Genomic DNA, 18,179 nt, shown 5'->3' with positions numbered 1-18,179 from the left:
GTTTCAGCGCCCATCCAATCAAGATTATCAATTCGCTCACCTAATGCTGAACGCAGGTTTTCAACCAGTTCAGACATTTGTTGTTTAGATGATTCAGGAAAGTATTGGTCAACGTAAATTTTACCAATAGCAAAGCCAAGCGAGCTTGTGCCCGACATTTCGTTAATTGCACGTTTCCAGCGAGGGCGTGGTTCTTGCTGGCCGTTTAGTTCTTTGCCATAAAATGCAAAACGTGTATTAAAAATATCTTCAGAAAGTAAACCTGCATTACCGCTAATTGCATGGTAGGTTAAGTAGTCTTTCCAAACCGCTAAATCTTCATTATTGATAAGCTCAATCATGGCTTTAACCGGTTCAGGCTGAGATACATTAAGTTGAGGAACTTTGTATCCTGTTTGCTCAAAATATACATCCCAGTTAAAACCAGGGTATGTAGAGGCTAAATCTTCACGCTTAATTTGATTTAACGACAGGTCGCGATTACGTCGTTTTTCGCGCGGCCAATGGCCTTGTGCTATTTTAGTTTCAAGCTCTAGTATGGCTTTTGCGCGTTCTGTTGTGTTGTCAACATTGGCAAATTTTAGCATGTCGGCAATATGAGCCACGTAAGCTTCACGGGTTTTAACAAAACGCTCAGCATCTTCTAAATAGTAAGAACGGTCTGGTAAACCTAAACCACCAGCGCCTAACGACATTTCGTATTTATTTGGGTCTAAACGGTTAAACCACATACCACCACCAATAGGAGTACGAAGGCCCGATAACCACGATTGCCCAAATACATAAGCTAAGTCGTCGGTAGATTCCATATTACTAATTTGATTTAACAGCGGTTGAATAGGTTTTACACCAAGTTCATTAAGTGTGTCGGTATCCATGTACGAATTATAAAAATCAGCAACCAATTGCTCTTCAGCGTTAAGCTCTTTACGTGCTGCAATGTCTTCAATAATTTTTTTAACACGGTCTTCACTACGTTCTGCTAAAGCCGAAAACGCACCATAACGCGTTTTGTCTGCTGGCATATTGTAGTTGTCGTACCACGTGCCACTGGCGTACATGAAGAAGTCATCACCAGGTTTAACGGCTTCGTTACGCGCTGATAAATCAACACCAAAGCTACCTAATTCAGCTTTATTGCTAACAACTGTATTTTCTGTGCTTGCAGTTTGAACTTCACTGCTTGTAGTTTGTGGCTCTGAACAGCCCGTTATAAAAGTGGCAGCTAAAGCCGCTGCAATTAAACTCTTTTTCATCGTTTATCCCCCTGGATAATGAATTTGTTAATTTTTGTTATAAAAATATCATTTTGATTGTTATGTATAAAAGACAGGCACACAATTATTTTGAGGTGAATCACAGCCTGATCCGATAAAACCAATAAGCAACGTAAGCAACAAGCTACCAACATAAATTAATAAACAGGTTAATCTTGTTGTTGTAATGCCCACATATGTGCGTATTCACCACCCAAAGTCAGCAATTCGTTATGTTGCCCTTGTTCAACAATTTGGCCCGACTTAAGCACAATAATAGTGTGGGCATCAGTAATGGTTGATAACCTATGCGCAATTACAATACTGGTGTGCTCGCTGGCTACTTCATGCATTGCCTTTAATATTGCTTGCTCGGCCTGAGAGTCGAGTGCCGACGTTGCCTCGTCAAATATTAAAATTGGGGATTGTTTTAAAATAGCGCGTGCTATTGCAATACGCTGTTTTTCGCCGCCTGATACTTTTAGACCTCGTTCACCCACTCGCGTTTTATCGCCATCAGCTAAGGTATTAATGAAATCTTTTAAATGAGCCATTTCAATGGCTTTATCAATATCACTATCGCTTGCAGAAGGGCGACCATAGGCAATGTTTTCACGAATTGTTGTGTTAAATAAAACGGTATCTTGAGGAACAATTGCAATAGCTTTACGAAGGCTATCAAGCGTGACCGAGTTAATAGCTTGGTTATCAATAGTAATGCTGCCCGATGTTACATCATAAAAACGATAGAGCAGGCGCGCTAGTGAACTTTTTCCAGCACCACTTGCGCCCACAATAGCTACCTTGCTACCCGCTTTCACTTTAAAACTAATATTATTTAGAATAGGGCGGTTAGCGTTGTAGCTAAAACTCACATTATTAAAGGTAATTTCCCCATTTTTAACATCAAGGGTATTTGCATTTGGAGCATTTGTGACTTGTGGTTTTTTATTGAGTAAGCCCAGCATGTTTTCTAAATCGGTAAGAGCACGACGTATTTCACGGTACACAAACCCTAAAAAGTTAAGCGGTAAAAATAATTGGATCATATACGCGTTTATCATTACTAATTCACCAATGCTTAGTGACCCTGTTACTACCTCGCTTGAACCTAACCACATTAACGCGGTGATGGCACTGGCAATAATTAATGCTTGCCCTGAATTAAGCGCAAGCAAAGACATCCTATTTTTTAAACGCGCGGTTTCCCAATTAGCTAAAAATGAGTCGTACGTTTTGGCTTCAAACTGCTCGTTGTTAAAGTACTTTACAGTTTCATAATTAAGTAAGCTGTCTATTGCGCGCGTGTTACTGAGGTTATCAGCTGCGTTTGATTCACGAATAAAACGATTACGCCACTGTGTCACCGTGACTGTAAAAAATATATATACGCCAACAGCAAGGAGTGTAATTAACGCAAACCAAATAGAAAATAGCGACCCAAAAATAATAGCAACGGTGAGAATTTCAAAAAGGGTAGGCACAATGTTAAACATTAAAAAGCGCATTAAAAAGCTGAGTCCACTGGTACCACGTTCTATGTCACGGCTTATACCACCAGTTTGCCTGTCTAAGTGAAATGCAAGTTCAAGCGAGTGCAAATGCTTAAATACTTTTAGGCCAATATTGCGCATAGCATGTTCGGTTACCCGCGAAAAAACAGCGTCTCTTACTTCACCTAAAAACACACTAGCGAAACGCAAACCGCCGTACATTATTAATAATAGAGCGGGAATGACCAACACTGGGTTTATTGATTTATCAACCGAGTCGATAATTTCTTTTAACGCCCAAGGCATTAAAAGCGTGGCGCCTTTAGCACCAATAAGCGCTAAAAGCGCAATAAATACGCGCCCTTTAAACTTTGTAATGTAAGGCCACAGCGTTTTAATGCTTTGTTTTAAATTCATGGCGTCTGCACGTTTTTCAACGTTTTGTCTGGAGCGCATTATTTTTCTCGATTAAATACTTAATTGTTAAGCATTGTATTTTAAATAGTTGCCCTAATATACTAGGCATCACTTATTTTAGTTTGATCTAAGTATGTTTAAATTTCGTGTTTTTATAACTGCTTTTTTGCTACTAGCTGCACTGTTTAGTGTGCAGAGCAATGCTGTGCAGGTAACACAAAATTTGAATCCAGCTGTCAGTTCGCACATTTTATTTACAGGTGCTATTGATATAACTAAAACAAAGCCTACTAAAAAGTCTGCAGACGCACCTGCGCATAAAAAAACACAACACACCGATTTTGACTCACATCAGCCAAGGCTTACAGCAAGTAATGCGTCACTTTTTTTGCACACAGTTCAAAGTGAGCCCGAATACGATGTTATTTTTGAGTTTTTTGCACAGCATCTTGTTAGGCAAATATTTTTACGCCCTCAAGCAGTAAACGTTATTCAGCCTTGGTATACGTTTGTGCACAGTAGTAAAAAGTCCCGTTTAAGTGGCTGGAAAGATGCCAACTTACTCTATAGAGCTGTCACTACCTACCACGCTTAATTTTCTTATTTAATTTTTATTAGGCTTTAACGTTTTACGTTTAAGCCTTGAGATTAATTGTACTTTTTAAAAGTACGTTGCCGGTTCTGGTAATAAGGAAAAAACATGTTAAGTGTAAAAAAAGAGCAAAAGCCATTTATGGCTAAATTTAAACTAAGCTATATAGCCATGCTTATTGTGCTGATTTTATTAGCTATTAGCGCATTACCCAACTTATACCCTAATAAATCGTGGTTGCATGTAAGCTACGCGCCACATAGCGAAACCCCAGTCGTGCCAAGCACTAAAGCATTAGTTACTTTTTTAAATAACCAAGGCTTAGACGTTGAACAGGGCCTTGATAAGCAATCAACTATAAATATTTTGTTAAAAGAGCCAACTAAAAGCGCACAAGCGCAGGCAGCCATAAAGGCGCAGTACCCAAACACGCAAGTTAAAATTGTAGAGCATGCAACAAGCCCAATTTGGCTGCAAGAATTTGGTTTATCGCCAATAAAATTGGGACTAGATTTAAACGGCGGTGTGTTATTTGTACTCGACGTAGATTTAGATAAAGCCGTTGATGAGCAATTAGCCAGTGCGTATCAACAAGCCAAATCAATTATTGTTAAACAAAAAGCGCACGGCCTTAAAGCGCAGCAAACAGGGCACGGCTTTGAAATTAACGCGCTGCCTAATGCGGTGCAAAAACTTACACCAGTGATTGATGAGCTACAAAGTCGCTTTGCTAATTTAGCGGTTACAACAACCAATAACGGCAATGTTAAAAACGCCAAGTTTAGCTATTCAGAGCAAGGGCGAAGCAACTTTGATAAAAAAGTAATGAGCCAAACGCTTACTACGCTTCGCTCGCGCATTGAAGAATTAGGTATTACCGAAGCTGTAACACAGCGCCAAGGCACACAGCGTATACGCATAGAGTTGCCAGGCGTGCAAGACCCAACAGAGGCAAAGCGCATTATAGGCGCAACTGCATCACTTGGGTTTTATCAGTTAAAAGAAATTGGTGGGCAAACATTTAATATGCAATCGGGTGGCACCATAAACCTTGATCCTGTGCCTATTTTTACCGGTGAGCATATTAATAACGCCAATATAGGGCGCGATGATTGGGGTAAGCCACTTGTGCAACTTAGCCTTGATGGGCAAGGCGGCGATGCCATGTCGGCGTTTTCAAAAGCAAATATTGGTAAACCTATGGCCACGGTTTATTCTGAGTACTCTCAAAACGCAAAAGGTGAAACGGTTAAAAAAAGCGAAGTTATAAATGTGGCTAATATTGCGCAGCATTTAAGTTCACATTTTAGTATTACCAATATGAAAAGCCAACAAGCAGCGGCCGATTTAGCACTATTATTACGCGCAGGCTCGCTAACTGCACCGGTTACTATTGTGCACGAGCAAACAATTGGCCCAAGCCTAGGTCAAGAAAATATAACTAACGGCTTGGCCGCATTGATGCTGGGCATGGGTATTACACTTGCCTTTATGGCAATGTGGTATCGCCGCTTAGGACTTATTGCAAACGTAGCGCTGTTATTAAATTTAACGTCGCTTGTGGGGCTAATGTCGTTATTACCGGGGGTTGTGTTAACACTTCCGGGCATTGCCGGGCTTGTACTCACCATTGGTATGGCGGTGGATACCAACGTTATTATATTCGAGCGAATCAAAGAAGAGCGTAGAAAAGGCCGCTCTGCTTATCAAGCTATTCAAGAAGGTTACAAGCAAGCCGCTAACACCATATTTGATGCCAATATAACCACCATGATCACCGCGCTTATTTTATATGGAATAGGTTACGGCCCAGTTAAAGGCTTTGCCATAACATTGGCACTTGGCTTAATAACCTCGGTATTTACTGGCGTGTACGTATCAAAAGTACTAAGCCAAACGCTATATTTAAAATTGGCTAAAAAAGCAGGAGTAAATGCACATGCTTAACACTTTTTTAAAAGGCGAGGCGGGCACTCGTCTTCGTTTTTATGGCATGCTTTTGAGCGCCATACTTGTACTGCTATCGGTATTTACGCTTAGTCAAAAAGGGCTTAATTTTGGACTCGACTTTACCGGTGGTTACCTAACAGAATTTACCACCAGCCAAGGTGTTGAGCTAAAAGAGCTTCAATCATTTATTACTAAAAATCACAATGGCGAGTTTGAACTAACCGCACAAGGTAATAATCACTTTCAGCTACGCGAAGCGCCCAGCGGTTCAACAGCAAACAGCAATGATTGGCAATCTGCCATTACTCAAAACGCAGACATTAACGCCGAGGTTTTATCATCAGCGTATATTGGCTCACAAGTGGGTGATGAACTGTTTGAGCAAGGTTGTTTAGCGCTATTTTCAGCTATGGTTGCAGTAATGCTGTACTTAGCGGTGCGGTTTGAATGGCGTTTAGCTGTTGGCTCTGTGGTTGCGCTAGTGCATGATTTATTACTGGTACTGGGGCTATTTTCGCTATTAAGTATTGAGTTTAATTTAACCGTACTTGCCAGTTTGCTTGCCATTATAGGCTACTCACTTAACGACTCAATAATAGTAGGTGATAGAGTACGCGAGCTTTTACGTGTTAAATCTAATAATGCACTTAGCCCTGCAAGTATTATAAATAGCGCCATAAAAAGTACCTTAACGCGTACGCTTATTACATCGGGCACCACGCTTGCTACAGTTGCAAGTGTTTGGTTACTCGCAGGCGCGCCATTACAAGGCTTTGCAATTGCATTATTTACAGGCATTGTAGTCGGTACGTTCTCATCTATTTGTATTGCCGCCACGCTACCCGAACTATTAGGGTTAAGTGCTAAAAATTACGAAGAAAAACAAGATGCAGAAACGCAAGCGTTGCTCGATATGCCCTAGCAATAAATGCTTTTAAAAATTTGCATTAAAACACTGGCGCTTAAAATAATGGTTTTAAGCGCCTTATAACGGTAAAATTAATCACATAGTTTACCGTATTGGTTATTAGCGCCTTTCATGAATAAATCCCACGTAATAGAACACCTTAAATTTGCACTAGAAGCCCAATTAAACAGTGCAAAACAAGCAGCAAAAGCTGCGCACGACGCCGCAACTCACGAAGAAAGCGTTGCAGAAACGCAGTACGATACCCTAGGGCTCGAGGCCGCCTATTTAGCACAAGGCCAAGCCGAGCGCGTAAACGAGTGCTACAAAAGCATTAAACAGTTTGAAGCCATTTTTAAAGAGCCTACTCACAATAAAGTGATTATAAGCTCTCTCGTTTGTTTAGAAGATGAAAGCGCCTTACAAAAATGGTTTTATTTAGGCCCAGCCGCAGGCGGCTTAACGGTTGAAGTTATAGGGCAAACTATTCAAGTTGTTACACCGGAAGCCCCGCTGGGTAAACAACTTTTAGGCAAACAGCTTGATGATGAAGTAAGTCTAACCATTGCAGGCAAAAACCATGAATATGAAGTGGTAGAACTTTTATAAAACATTGGTTTTAGATGTAGGTCGGATAAGCGCAGCGCCATCCGACAAAGCCAATTTGTCTCAAAACATTATTAACAGTCGTTTTGGTGTAAAACCACAGAGCCAACTTTAATGTACAGCTAATTACATGTTTACATTAAAGTTATTAAGTGAAATTATTGAGGTGTGTAATATACGCCGTTTTGGTGTGTTATAAATCACCAAAATGGTGTTCAGTAAATTGTTATTTTTTCTGGCTTAGGTGCTAAATGAAATCTAAAAGAACTCAATTTCAACAGCATCTTTATCACGAGATAGAAGATGAAGAAGAAGCAGAATCATACTTAAGTGATTCCATGCCTCTTATTGGCGAAATAATTATGTATTTTAATGGACTGGAAAGCTCATTAGATTCATTTTTATGCGAAACCTTTACAGATAGAACTGATTCAACTGGCTTAATAGTTCTACATAAAATGGGGTACTCAGCCAAAGTAGATTTGTTTAAACGTTTCGCTGACGACTTCCATCTCTGTATGGCGAAACCTTTTGATGGCTATGGTGAGTTAATGGCTAACTTAAAGGAGTCAGGACGTTTACGAAATTTAGCGGCTCACGCTGATTGGGAAAATACTGACAATGACGGTTATACCTATGTGTCTTTACGTATCAGTAAAAAACAGATGGAACAAGAATACGTACAGTTTTCGATAGAGTCCCTACAAAAAATTATAAACCTAATATTTGAAACTCGCACTTGTTTAAATAATTACTGGGAAGCGAAAGAGGCGTATCTAGGTCGGTTGTAATAAACATAAAGGACGCAAAAAAAAGCAGGCTTGAGCTCCTTCGTCGTTAATTTTAGCCTGCTATATTGCGCCGGTTGTGCGAGGCGTTAGGTTGCTATATGGAACATCGAACATTTAAAGTTTGTGATAATAGTGAGTGTGGAAACTTCGATTCCTTTCCTCTAGCTCAAATTGTTTGCTCAGAATGCGGGCGTAACCTTACTTCTCAGCAAGAAGTTGAAGGGCGAAATTCCGTCACGATTTGGATTATGGGCAACCGCTTCAAGGTCTTCTTTACTCTGCTTCTTATACCTATTTTGATTGTGCTTACGTTGAATCTAATGAAAATGCTAACAGTGAAATTTTCTCTGGGAATCTTAACCTTGCATATTTTCGCTCAAATCAGCATGACCGCTAGGTTATATCCTCTTTTTGTAAAAAAGAACTACGAGTACGAGACAGATTCTAAAGGTCACATTTTTTTAGCTTGCTTGTTTGCGCGAGTTATTGTGTCTTTAACCCTAGTTTGCATTAACATAATTAATTATACACCTACCTAAATTTTGAAAATTAAGATGAGTGTCAGCCTAAATAAATAGTTTGAGCGGAGCAATTTTCGCAACGCTTCAAATGCCTGCAGGGCTTGGCAATAGTAAACAAGGAAGTCCTTTGATTCATAGATTTTTATCAATATCCGCGATGCTCTTTTTATTATCAGCTTGCACAACAGGAGAGCTTTATTACACGAAGGCTTCTGGCGAACGTGTTTTAGGGTGTGATGTGGAGTTTGTTGGCTTACCAAGCGTGGATAAGTTTGCGGTTGAATATGCACTAAGCCTTTGCGCAAAAAGCTCTGTGAAAAAAGGGTATTCCATAGAGAAAGAAAAGGAATACCTACTTACCCTAGAACTTCAAATTCCAGAGTCAAGATGTGGTGAATCATGGAACCATAAGTCGGCAAAAGAACAATATAAAACTAGCAAATTGTCAAAGAAGGAATATGGCTATATTGTCGCTCACATAGACTTGGGTTTAGCGGTTGTTTACGAATGCTCACCAATAACTGAATAAAATCAATTATTTCGATCGTTTTGGCGAGACATGCAGAATGGCCTCGCCACTTATCCGACGTACTTAAACTAGTTAGCCTTTTTCACAAACTTTGCTGTTACCATCATTTCGCCAATACCATCTACTTTACAATCTAGCTCGTGATCTTTTTTATCAAGCACACGCCTAACAATCGCTTTGGTGCCAATTTTAATAACTTGTGAGCTGCCTTTTATTTTTAAATCTTTGGCTATGGTCACTTTATCGTCATCAGTAAGTAAGGTGCCGTTGGCATCTTTAACTGAAATTGCGTCTTCATCGCTTGTACTATTTGGGTTCCATTCGTAGGCGCATTCAGGGCATATAAGCAGTTGCTGGTCTTCGTAAACATATTCAGATTGGCACTGTGGGCAGGCAGGATGTGACATTTATAACGCTCATAAAATATTAATTTTGCGTATTTTAATCTGCATTAATAGGAAAATATAGTTAATCAATATTTTTTATCTTTACGCTAAAAATATCTCGTTTGTGTGGTTTTTAAAAAGGGCATATAAAGCAGATGTCGCCTAAGCAATTTAGGCGCTAACACTTACAGTAGGTATTTGTTAAAGCACCCATCGGATTAAGTGATACGCGCAATGCCCACTTAGTACGATGGGTGTTTCTATTTATAGTGCGATAATTTAAAGATCGCACGCATTTATATTTGGCTTACTACCGATTGGTATAACTAGGAAAAGTCGTGTTTAAAACCTTAATAGTGGTTGATAACAATGAGCAAACACTTGCTCAATCTTTCGAAAATGTGATTACGTTTAATAGTTACTTGCGTGATTACCCAAAACATAATGAACCTAAAACCCGCATTATTAATTTATGCGACTCAAGCCAATACTTGAGTAAGGGTTACTATTGCTCATTGCTTGCAGAGGCTCGTAAGCACCAAGTATTACCAAGTGTAAAAACAATAAACGCGCTTCGAGGCGGCCACGCACCTATGTTAAATGTTGGGCAAATTGATGGCGAAATTTACTTTGGTAATGCGCTAAACGAATTACAAAGTAAAGCGGCTAAATCGGTATTTAAACAATACCCAGCGCCTATTTTATTTGTAGATGAGCAAGGTTTGTTACAGCAAGGTTCGCTAAGCTCTTTAAACGAGGAGCAATATAGCAATTTTGTAGCAAAACTAAATACGTTTACCCAAACACAGTGGCGCATTGGAAATGTGCAGCGCCGTTTTAGATGGGATATGGCAATACTGGTTGATCATAACGAAAAAGTTCCACCGAGTGATAAAGATGCCATTACCCGTTTTATAAAAGCAGCGGCTAAACATGGTATTAATGCACAAGCACTCAGTTTTGATGAAATAGACAATATTGCCCAGTTTGATGCGTTATTTATTCGCCAAACTACAGCGATTGACCATCCAACGTATCGCCTTGCAAGCAAAGCGCAAAGCCTAGGTTTAGTGGTAATAGATGATGCTGAATCTATTTTACGTTGTTGTAATAAAGTGTATTTACACGATGCGTTTAATTACCAAAAAGTGCCCAGTTTAAAAACGGTTGTAGTAGCTGATCAATCAGCGCAAACGCTTGAGCAGCTAGAAGAAGCGTTTACGTATCCGCTTGTTTTAAAAATGCCTGAAGGGTCGTTTTCAAAAGGGGTATTTAAAGTTGCAAACCGCAGTGAGCTTGAAGCTAAATTAACTGAGCTGTTTGAATATAGCGCATTGGTACTTGCACAAGAATACATGTACACAGAATACGATTGGCGAGTAGGGGTATTAAATGGCCGCGCTATTTATGCGTGCCGCTACTTAATGGCGCGCAACCATTGGCAAATTTATAATCACGATGCTAAACGGTTTTTCTCTGGAGGTTTTGAAACACTACCTACCTTTGAGTTACCAAAAGCTGTATTAGATGCCGCTTTAAAAGCGTGTAAAACGGTGGGTAGGGGTTTATATGGCGTAGATGTTAAAGAGCATCAAGGCAAAGCATACGTGCTTGAAGTAAACGACAACCCAAGTATTGATCACAAAGTTGAAGACGGTTATTTAGGCGACGAACTATACATGATCATTATGGAAGAATTTAAACAACGTTTAGAAGCACGAGGTCGTGGCTAATAAATGAGCAACCTTGTTATTCGAAAAGCACTTAGCAGTGATTTAAACGCGCTAATTGATGTTGAAAACGCTTGCTTTAATAACGATAAATTGAGCCCGCGTAGTTTAAAGCGTTGGTTAAGTGCTAAGCACGGTATTTTACTAATTGCCGATAATGGCGAGCAAATATGCGGCTATGGGCTTGTGTGGTGCCATAAAGGCACGCGTTTGGCGCGTTTATATTCGCTTGCTGTAAAACCCACAATGCAAGGTAAGGGCATTGCAAAAGCACTGCTTACAAGCCTTGAAAAAGAAACGTGTGAGCGCGGGCGACTTTACTTACGATTAGAAGTAGCGGTAAATAACGAAAGTGCGATAGGGCTTTACAAAAGCTTAGGTTACAGAGCGTTTGGTCAATACAGCGATTATTATGACGATCACAGTGATGCACTGCGTATGCAAAAAAATATTCGCAAAACGCGTGAACTTAAATTAGCGCGGTTAACGCCGTGGTATCAGCAAACTACCGAGTTTACTTGTGGGCCTGCTGCGTTATTAATGGCAATGGGGGCACTTGAGCCAACAACTGAGCTTAGCCAATCGCATGAGCTGGCACTTTGGCGTGAAGGCACCACCATTTTTATGACATCGGGTCATGGTGGTTGCCATCCGTTTGGTTTAGCGTTGGCGGCAAACAAACGCGGCTTTAAAAGCGAGGTAATGGTAAATACCACAGAGCCTTTGTTTTTAGATGGCGTACGCAATGAAAACAAAAAAGTGGTGCTTTCAACAGTACACCAACAATTTGTGGATGGTATAGCACAGGCAAATATACAGCTTAGCTATAAAGATGTTGAGCTTGAGCATATTGAACAGTGGTTAAGTCAAGGCTTTAGTGTGCTGTTATTAATTAGCACATACAGTTTTGATGGTAAAAAATCACCTCATTGGGTTTGCGTTACCCACCTTGATGAGCACTGCGTGTATGTTCACGACCCATTTTGTGAGCAAGGAAGCGACAAACAACTCGCAATAGATTGCCAGTACGTGCCTATAGCGCGCAGTGATTTTAGTAAAATGTCAGCATTTGGTGGCCAACGGCTAAGAACCGCAGTGGCCATTGCTAATAATTAATAGGTTTTAAGTAAAGAGTGACTTTTTTAGATTTAATTGATGTAGCCCCTTATTCGTGGGCGGCCATTGGCACCGCCGCATTTTGCGGTGCCATAATTGGGTTAGAGCGCCAGTTACGCGGTAAACCTGTAGGTATTCGTACCTCAGCTTTAATTACGCTGGGCACGTATTTGTTTTTATCGACCGCGTTTAACTTACAAGGGGATATAATTGATCATTCGCGTGTAGTGGGGCAAATAATTACAGGCATTGGCTTTTTAGGCGCAGGCGTTATGCTTGCAAAAGACGGAGCCGTTGTAGGGGTTACCTCAGCTGCAACCATTTGGGTGCTTGCTTCAATTGGGGTAATGATAGCCACCGATAATCTAGCTGCTGCTATTAAACTTTCAGTGCTGGTGGTTGGTATTTTATACGGTGTAGATGTACTTGAGGCAAAATTTAAAAGCTTAAGTAAAGGCGTCCACACTAGAGTAAAAAATTATCAAAAACGTTACTACCGAAAAGACTTTAACGACATAGAACGCCACTAATTTAGTGGCGTTTTGTTTTATTATGACTTAAATGTACATTGTGTTTTTAAAATTATAACTGGCCTATTATTCAGCGGATAACTTTTTGATTGAACTCTAATCATATGCGTGCTGTTAATTTTCATATATCTAATCTAATATTAATAAATGTATTTATGAACAAATAGTTAGTAATTTAAAAGGATTTTATGAACCGTCATTCATTCGATAAAACACAAGAGGTAAGAACAAAAGTTCTTCAAGGAATGAGTTTAATAATAGCGCTAGTTGCGCTTGTTGTAGCTTATGTAAATATAATTATTTCGAAGGTTTACATATTAGGAGCGATAGAAGTTTTACTCGCTGTGTTTTGTTTTTACACGTATTACAAAACGTGTGTATCTGCCTCAAAGGTTTGGCATAGATGGGCGGTAGCCTATGCTTATTTCTTTGTTGTATTTTTAGCTGTTTATATTTTAAAAACAGATGAGGGTATAACGCATTGGATTTGTACATTTCCCATTTTGGCGTATTTGTTATTTGGTAAAAAACACGGGCTTATAAGTAGCTTTTGCTTACTGTTTGCGTCGGTAATTCCTTTATATTCTTTCCTCAGTTTAGGTGGTGCTAATAGTTTGCACTTAATTGTTAACTTAGGCCTTTCGTATATGACTATATGGACCGTTTCGCATATTTATGAAGCGATGAGGTATTCTAACCAAGAAACAATTTTAAATTTGGCACTAAGAGACCCATTAACAAAAGCGTTTAATAGACGTGCATTACAAAGCCGTTTTAGTAAACAAACAGTTATTGATGAGCCTGTATGCGTAGCACTTATTGATATTGATTTTTTTAAAAAAGTGAACGATAAATATGGACACGACGCAGGTGATGCTGTTTTAACGCAACTAACTGACTTATTTGTAGAACAATTTAAAGAAGATAATGTATTTAGAATGGGCGGTGAGGAATTTGTTGTTGTTATAAATGCTGATCAGCAAGCTGCTTATGACTTAGCAAAGTGTTTAATTAAAACGGTTGAAAGTCATAAGTTTACTTATGAGAAAAACTGTTTAAAAATTACAATAAGTATTGGTTTGGAAGAACTGGTTACTGATTCGTATGTTGATTTATCTAAAATACTTAAAGCAGCTGACGGTTATTTATACATAGCAAAAAATAACGGAAGAAATTGTGCTGTTTGTAGTATAAATAATTCAATATTAGGTAATTAAAAAAGCTTATTTGTTAGCCAAATAGCTTTCTTCTTACTACTTTTCTGTACTCGCTTGGCGTTTGGCTAAGTACTTTTTTAAACACGCGGGTTAAATGGCCTTGGTCGTTATAGCCGACCTCAAGTGCCACTTCTTGTATTGTTAAATTAGACGACGCCAATAACTCTTTAGCACTTTCAACCCGTAATTGCTGCCAATATTCTATAGGGCTTTGATTAGTTGCAAGCTTAAAGCGTCGTGTAAATGTACGGTAGCTCAAACTAAATTGGGCGGCTACTTCTTGTAAGTTTAACTCGCTGGCTAAATTAGTTTTAAGCCAAAACTGAATTTGCGCTATGAGTTCATCTGGGTGGCGGTCAACCGCGCCTTCAAGGTAGCGCTGATCTTCGTAGGGTTTACGTACTTCGTGTGAAAAGTTACGTTCTACGTGCTGCGCAGCGGCTTTGCCGTAGTATTGGCTAATAATATGTACGATCACATCGGCAAGGGCATTTAAACTTGCTACTGTATACATGCGCTCAGATTGGGTGATAAAAAAGTCGGGCTTTAAGCGCACTAACGGGTAGTCATGGCTAAATTGTTTTGCGTAATGCCAATGAGTTGTTGCAGGGTGCCCATCAAGTAAACCCGCTTCTGCAACTAGGCAATTACCCGTGCCTACACCAATTATATGGCTGCCAGTTTCAAAGCTCTCTTGTAGCCATTCAACCACTTCTTTATTAGTACGTACTACAGGGCGAGGATTTCGCCATATGCCGGGGACTATAATTAAATCGTTATACGGTGCGTTAGCAGTAGTGCAATCCGGGACTATAGCAAGGCCAGTACGGTTTTTTATTGGCTCATTACTTTTAGCAATTAAATTTATACTAAGCGGTCTAAAGTCAGTTTGGTCTAAGTGGCCTTTTGCGTAGGCTTCGCCGGCTCTTAGCATTTCAATAGGCAGTGTTAAACTGGTAATAAGTAAATGCGGATACACTGTGATTGCAATATTTAACGCAGGCTTTACTGATTTTTTATGCATGTGAATGCTCCGACCAGTACTTTTTGGCCTTTAATGCTGAATATTTGGCTATTAAAGCACAAAGTGCTGTGGTTAATCCAATTAAACTGTTGGCTTCTCCCATAACACGTTTTAAAGGTTAATTATGACAGCATTACCCGTAATTGTAGGCATGGGTGGTATTAACGCCGCAGGCCGTACTTCTTTTCATCAAGGTTACCGCCGTATCGTGTTAGACGCATTAAACGCACAAGATCGTAGTGAAACATTTTTAGGCCTCGCCACATTAATGAACTTGGTATGCGTTGTTGATGGTCAATTACAAGACACAAACGGCAATAATGTTGAGCAAAGCGACATAGAAGCACGCTTTGGTGAGCAAATTATTGCTGGGACGCTTATTCGTAAAATTGAAAAAGAACATTTTGATGCAGATGCCACGCCTTGGCAGCAAAAAATGACATTAAAGACATCTGATGAAAACGCGATTGTATTTGAAACTCGCGCACGCGATTTACCAAGTCCAGTACCTGCAAGTTGGAAAGTACAAGAGCTTGAAGGTAAAAAGGTAAAAGTGACTATAGCGGCAGAGCTAGACGTAAAGCTTGATTCTACACGTGATAACCCAATTAAATCGGCGGGGCAGTTTCCTACCGGGTTTGATCCATCAATTATGTATAACAGCCGTTATCAGCCACGCGGTTTGCAAGCCACCATATTTGCTGCAAACGATGCGATTAAATCAACAGGCCTTGATTGGCAACGCATAATGAATAGCGTAGAGCCAGATAAAATTGGTACTTATTCAGCCTCGGTTATTGGCCAAATGGACGACAAAGGATTAGGCGGTTTAGTTAAAGCACGCCAGCAAGGCGATCGTGTTAGTACAAAGCAATTAGCACTTGGCTTAAACACGATGTCGACTGATTTTATAAACGCCTACGTTACAGGTAATGTAGGTACTACGTTTTCTACCTCGGGTGCATGTGCCACATTTTTATATAACTTACGCGCTGCAGTAAACGATATTCAAGCAGGGCGCACCCGTGTTGCGGTGGTAGCAAGTGTTGAATGCGCTATTACGCCTGAAGTGGTAGAAGGCTTTGGTAATATGAGCGCCCTTGCAAATGTTGAAGGCCTGCGCCGTTTAGATAACTTAAGTAGTGAACAAGAGCCCGATTACCGTAAAAGCAGCCGCCCATTTGGCGAAAACTGTGGTTTTACATTAGGTGAAGGCGCACAAGTCACTATTTTAATGGATGATGCATTAGCACTTGAGCTTGGTGCAGATATTATGGGCTCAGTACCTGATGTATTTGTAAATGCCGATGGCATTAAAAAATCAATCACCTCACCGGGTCCGGGTAACTACATTACAATGGCTAAATCTGCGGCATTGGCAACAAGCTTATTGGGTAAAGAGGCGCTACAAAAGCGTAGCTTTATTTTAGCGCATGGTTCTAGCACGCCGCAAAATAGAGTAACAGAATCTCTTATTTACCATAAAGTGGCACAAACCTTTGCCATTGATAGCTGGAAAGTAACGGCGCCAAAAGCTTATGTAGGGCATACAATTGCCCCCGCAAGTGGCGATCAACTTGCTATTGCGCTGGGGGTATTTAGCCATAATATTATGCCGGGTATTACTACCATAGATAAAGTGGCCGACGATGTTTATGCAGATCACTTAGATATACGTAACAGCCATTACGACTGTGGCGACATGGACATCGCCTTTATAAACTCAAAAGGTTTTGGCGGTAATAACGCCACAGCTACAGTACTTAGCGCTAAAGTAACACTACAAATGCTTGCTAAGCGCCATGGTGATAAAGCGATGAGTGATTACGCTTATAAAAATACATCCGTTGTTGCTTTGCAAAATACCTATAAAGCGCAAGCTGACCTTGGTAAGTACGAATTAGTATATCGTTTTGGTGATGGCGCCATTGACGATAACGACATTGTAATTGGCGAAGACGGAATAGAGCTTCCTGGTTTTGATAAAGCAATTTCGTTTAATACAACCCACTCCTATCAAGATATGTTTTAAGCACACATACTTGAAACCCAAGGCGCTTAATAAAGCGCCTTTTTTATATTTATTAGCCTATAGTTAAATTTTGGTTAGTTATAAATATAAGCTTGCATCTTTTTATAATGTTTGTTTCTATAATAGCTACTTTGCGTTCTAGGATGGATAATCAAATGAAAAAACTCTCTATAGCTCTTTCTATATTACCTGCGTTAACTTGTGTGCCAGTAATGGCAGATTTTGTGCCAGCTGAAGTTGTTAAGGACAACTACAATAAACAAACAAATACATCTTCTCGTGTGTCACGCTTTGAAGGCTTAAATTTAAGTAGTTATGTTGTGAATGAAAGTGGTCAAGTTAGTGATATTGAAATTGTTGCATCTATCGGGCAAGGCAAATACAAAAGAGAAGTTGTAGAGTATGTGTCAAAACTAAATTACAAAAGTGCTCAGGTCGATGGTAAATCAGTGCCAAGTGCAAAGCTTATTACTGTAATGTCTCAAAATTTACACTTGGGGTACACTAATGACAAAGCAACACATGGCTTTTTTAATGATTATGAAGCGGCAAGTAATTTAATTAATGAAAAAAAACTAGACGAAGCGCAAAGTAAAATAATAGAGCTAGAACGCGATCATGCTAAAAATACAGTTGAAATAGTATTACTTTCATGGTTAAAAAGTCAGCATAGCTATTTTACGAAAGATTGGAACGGCTTTGATAAACACATTAACAATGCATTTTTGTTCAGAGATAATTTACCAGATCAGATAAAAGTGCGAGTGGTAAAAAATGCTTTGCAATGGTTTATTTCTAAACAGGACTATGTGCGTGCCTATGATGCAATTGATGCCCTAGGAAATATTAAAGCCTTTGTTTTTACAGATGAAAATAAACAACAGTTGTTAACTCAAGTTAATGATATTTATAAAAACTCAGGCGATATAAACCAGCAGATAATGATTGAAACAGAACAAGCCGTTATGCCTTTATTGTCTAAAAGTGAAGTTGTGCTTGAATCAACAATGCCACTTAGCAAGGTTCAACTGCGCTGTGAAAATAAAGTGGTAAATTACAACACAAGCGCTATTGATAAAATT

16 protein-coding genes are annotated in these 18,179 nt (G+C 39.6%); 12 read left to right on the top strand and 4 right to left on the bottom strand.

From position 1 onward, the window contains the following. Positions 1 to 1,256, bottom strand: a 1,256-nt coding sequence (locus BCG07_RS09585) for a M13 family metallopeptidase (RefSeq protein ID WP_286889940.1), incomplete at its 3' end; no start/stop codon positions are given. Between the two features lie 170 nt (positions 1,257 to 1,426). Beyond that, the gene (locus BCG07_RS09580) at positions 1,427 to 3,205 is read right to left on the bottom strand and encodes an ABCB family ABC transporter ATP-binding protein/permease (protein ID WP_286889938.1); all 1,779 of its coding nucleotides are present in this window, start codon (positions 3,203 to 3,205) and stop codon (positions 1,427 to 1,429) included. A 94-nt stretch (positions 3,206 to 3,299) separates the two neighbouring features. Between BCG07_RS09580 and BCG07_RS09575 the strand changes: the two genes are divergently transcribed. From BCG07_RS09575 to BCG07_RS09550, 6 genes are all read left to right on the top strand, one after another. Continuing rightward, positions 3,300 to 3,761, top strand: a complete 462-nt coding sequence (locus BCG07_RS09575) for a hypothetical protein (RefSeq protein WP_286889937.1) — start codon at positions 3,300 to 3,302, stop codon at positions 3,759 to 3,761. 105 nt (positions 3,762 to 3,866) lie between these two features. After that, positions 3,867 to 5,705, top strand: coding sequence for a protein translocase subunit SecD (gene secD / locus BCG07_RS09570; RefSeq protein ID WP_286889936.1), 1,839 nt, complete (start codon positions 3,867 to 3,869; stop codon positions 5,703 to 5,705). Continuing rightward, positions 5,698 to 6,630 (top strand): protein translocase subunit SecF, encoded by a 933-nt coding sequence (gene secF, locus BCG07_RS09565; RefSeq protein WP_277054382.1) that lies wholly within the window; start codon positions 5,698 to 5,700, stop codon positions 6,628 to 6,630. Before secD ends, secF begins: the two co-directional genes overlap by 8 nt. A gap of 117 nt (positions 6,631 to 6,747) precedes the next feature. After that, complete coding sequence (locus tag BCG07_RS09560) at positions 6,748 to 7,224, top strand: GreA/GreB family elongation factor (RefSeq protein WP_277054383.1); 477 nt, start codon at positions 6,748 to 6,750, stop codon at positions 7,222 to 7,224. A 248-nt stretch (positions 7,225 to 7,472) separates the two neighbouring features. Then, positions 7,473 to 8,012, top strand: coding sequence for a hypothetical protein (locus BCG07_RS09555; protein ID WP_286889934.1), 540 nt, complete (start codon positions 7,473 to 7,475; stop codon positions 8,010 to 8,012). 579 nt (positions 8,013 to 8,591) lie between these two features. After that, a complete protein-coding gene (locus tag BCG07_RS09550; protein WP_286889933.1) occupies positions 8,592 to 9,062 on the top strand; it encodes a hypothetical protein in 471 nt (156 codons plus the stop codon). A 68-nt stretch (positions 9,063 to 9,130) separates the two neighbouring features. Here the strand turns inward: BCG07_RS09550 and BCG07_RS09545 are convergent, their stop codons facing one another. After that, positions 9,131 to 9,469 (bottom strand): zinc ribbon domain-containing protein YjdM, encoded by a 339-nt coding sequence (locus tag BCG07_RS09545; protein ID WP_286889932.1) that lies wholly within the window; start codon positions 9,467 to 9,469, stop codon positions 9,131 to 9,133. 317 nt (positions 9,470 to 9,786) lie between these two features. Here BCG07_RS09545 and BCG07_RS09540 point away from each other — a divergent pair, with 317 nt between their 5' ends. The 4 genes from BCG07_RS09540 (at position 9,787) to BCG07_RS09525 (ending at position 14,041) form a co-directional block, all read left to right on the top strand. Next, positions 9,787 to 11,181 carry a RimK family ATP-grasp domain-containing protein gene (locus BCG07_RS09540; RefSeq protein ID WP_286889931.1) on the top strand — a complete coding sequence of 465 codons (1,395 nt, stop codon included), beginning with the start codon at positions 9,787 to 9,789 and terminating at the stop codon, positions 11,179 to 11,181. Between the two features lie 3 nt (positions 11,182 to 11,184). Continuing rightward, entirely contained in the window at positions 11,185 to 12,294 is a 1,110-nt protein-coding gene (locus BCG07_RS09535; protein WP_277054389.1) for a GNAT family N-acetyltransferase/peptidase C39 family protein, read from the top strand. 17 nt (positions 12,295 to 12,311) lie between these two features. Beyond that, positions 12,312 to 12,824, top strand: coding sequence for an MgtC/SapB family protein (locus BCG07_RS09530; protein ID WP_277054390.1), 513 nt, complete (start codon positions 12,312 to 12,314; stop codon positions 12,822 to 12,824). 188 nt (positions 12,825 to 13,012) lie between these two features. Beyond that, positions 13,013 to 14,041, top strand: a complete 1,029-nt coding sequence (locus BCG07_RS09525) for a GGDEF domain-containing protein (protein ID WP_277054391.1) — start codon at positions 13,013 to 13,015, stop codon at positions 14,039 to 14,041. Between the two features lie 13 nt (positions 14,042 to 14,054). On the opposite strand, the gene BCG07_RS09520 is transcribed toward BCG07_RS09525, so the two are convergent. Then, positions 14,055 to 15,065 carry a GlxA family transcriptional regulator gene (locus BCG07_RS09520; protein ID WP_006794564.1) on the bottom strand — a complete coding sequence of 337 codons (1,011 nt, stop codon included), beginning with the start codon at positions 15,063 to 15,065 and terminating at the stop codon, positions 14,055 to 14,057. A gap of 124 nt (positions 15,066 to 15,189) precedes the next feature. Between BCG07_RS09520 and BCG07_RS09515 the strand changes: the two genes are divergently transcribed. Continuing rightward, the gene (locus BCG07_RS09515; RefSeq protein WP_277054392.1) at positions 15,190 to 17,097 is read left to right on the top strand and encodes a beta-ketoacyl synthase; all 1,908 of its coding nucleotides are present in this window, start codon (positions 15,190 to 15,192) and stop codon (positions 17,095 to 17,097) included. Between the two features lie 155 nt (positions 17,098 to 17,252). Next, positions 17,253 to 18,179, top strand: a 927-nt coding sequence (locus tag BCG07_RS09510) for an energy transducer TonB (protein WP_286889930.1), incomplete at its 3' end; no start/stop codon positions are given.

Source organism: Pseudoalteromonas sp. ESRF-bin5 (genome assembly GCF_002632075.1).
Taxonomy (GTDB): domain Bacteria; phylum Pseudomonadota; class Gammaproteobacteria; order Enterobacterales; family Alteromonadaceae; genus Pseudoalteromonas; species Pseudoalteromonas marina.
This window is presented reverse-complemented; position numbering and strand designations above follow the sequence as displayed.

Excerpts from the sequence above, each read along its gene's own strand:
- BCG07_RS09580 (WP_286889938.1), bottom strand. The coding sequence starts at position 3,205 with ATGCGCTCCAGACAAAACGTTGAAAAACGTGCAGACGCCATGAATTTA.
- BCG07_RS09575 (WP_286889937.1), top strand. The coding sequence starts at position 3,300 with ATGTTTAAATTTCGTGTTTTTATAACTGCTTTTTTGCTACTAGCTGCA.
- secD (WP_286889936.1), top strand. The coding sequence starts at position 3,867 with ATGTTAAGTGTAAAAAAAGAGCAAAAGCCATTTATGGCTAAATTTAAA.
- secF (WP_277054382.1), top strand. The coding sequence starts at position 5,698 with ATGCTTAACACTTTTTTAAAAGGCGAGGCGGGCACTCGTCTTCGTTTT.
- BCG07_RS09560 (WP_277054383.1), top strand. The coding sequence starts at position 6,748 with ATGAATAAATCCCACGTAATAGAACACCTTAAATTTGCACTAGAAGCC.
- BCG07_RS09555 (WP_286889934.1), top strand. The coding sequence starts at position 7,473 with ATGAAATCTAAAAGAACTCAATTTCAACAGCATCTTTATCACGAGATA.
- BCG07_RS09545 (WP_286889932.1), bottom strand. The coding sequence starts at position 9,469 with ATGTCACATCCTGCCTGCCCACAGTGCCAATCTGAATATGTTTACGAA.
- BCG07_RS09535 (WP_277054389.1), top strand. The coding sequence starts at position 11,185 with ATGAGCAACCTTGTTATTCGAAAAGCACTTAGCAGTGATTTAAACGCG.
- BCG07_RS09525 (WP_277054391.1), top strand. The coding sequence starts at position 13,013 with ATGAACCGTCATTCATTCGATAAAACACAAGAGGTAAGAACAAAAGTT.
- BCG07_RS09520 (WP_006794564.1), bottom strand. The coding sequence starts at position 15,065 with ATGCATAAAAAATCAGTAAAGCCTGCGTTAAATATTGCAATCACAGTG.
- BCG07_RS09515 (WP_277054392.1), top strand. The coding sequence starts at position 15,190 with ATGACAGCATTACCCGTAATTGTAGGCATGGGTGGTATTAACGCCGCA.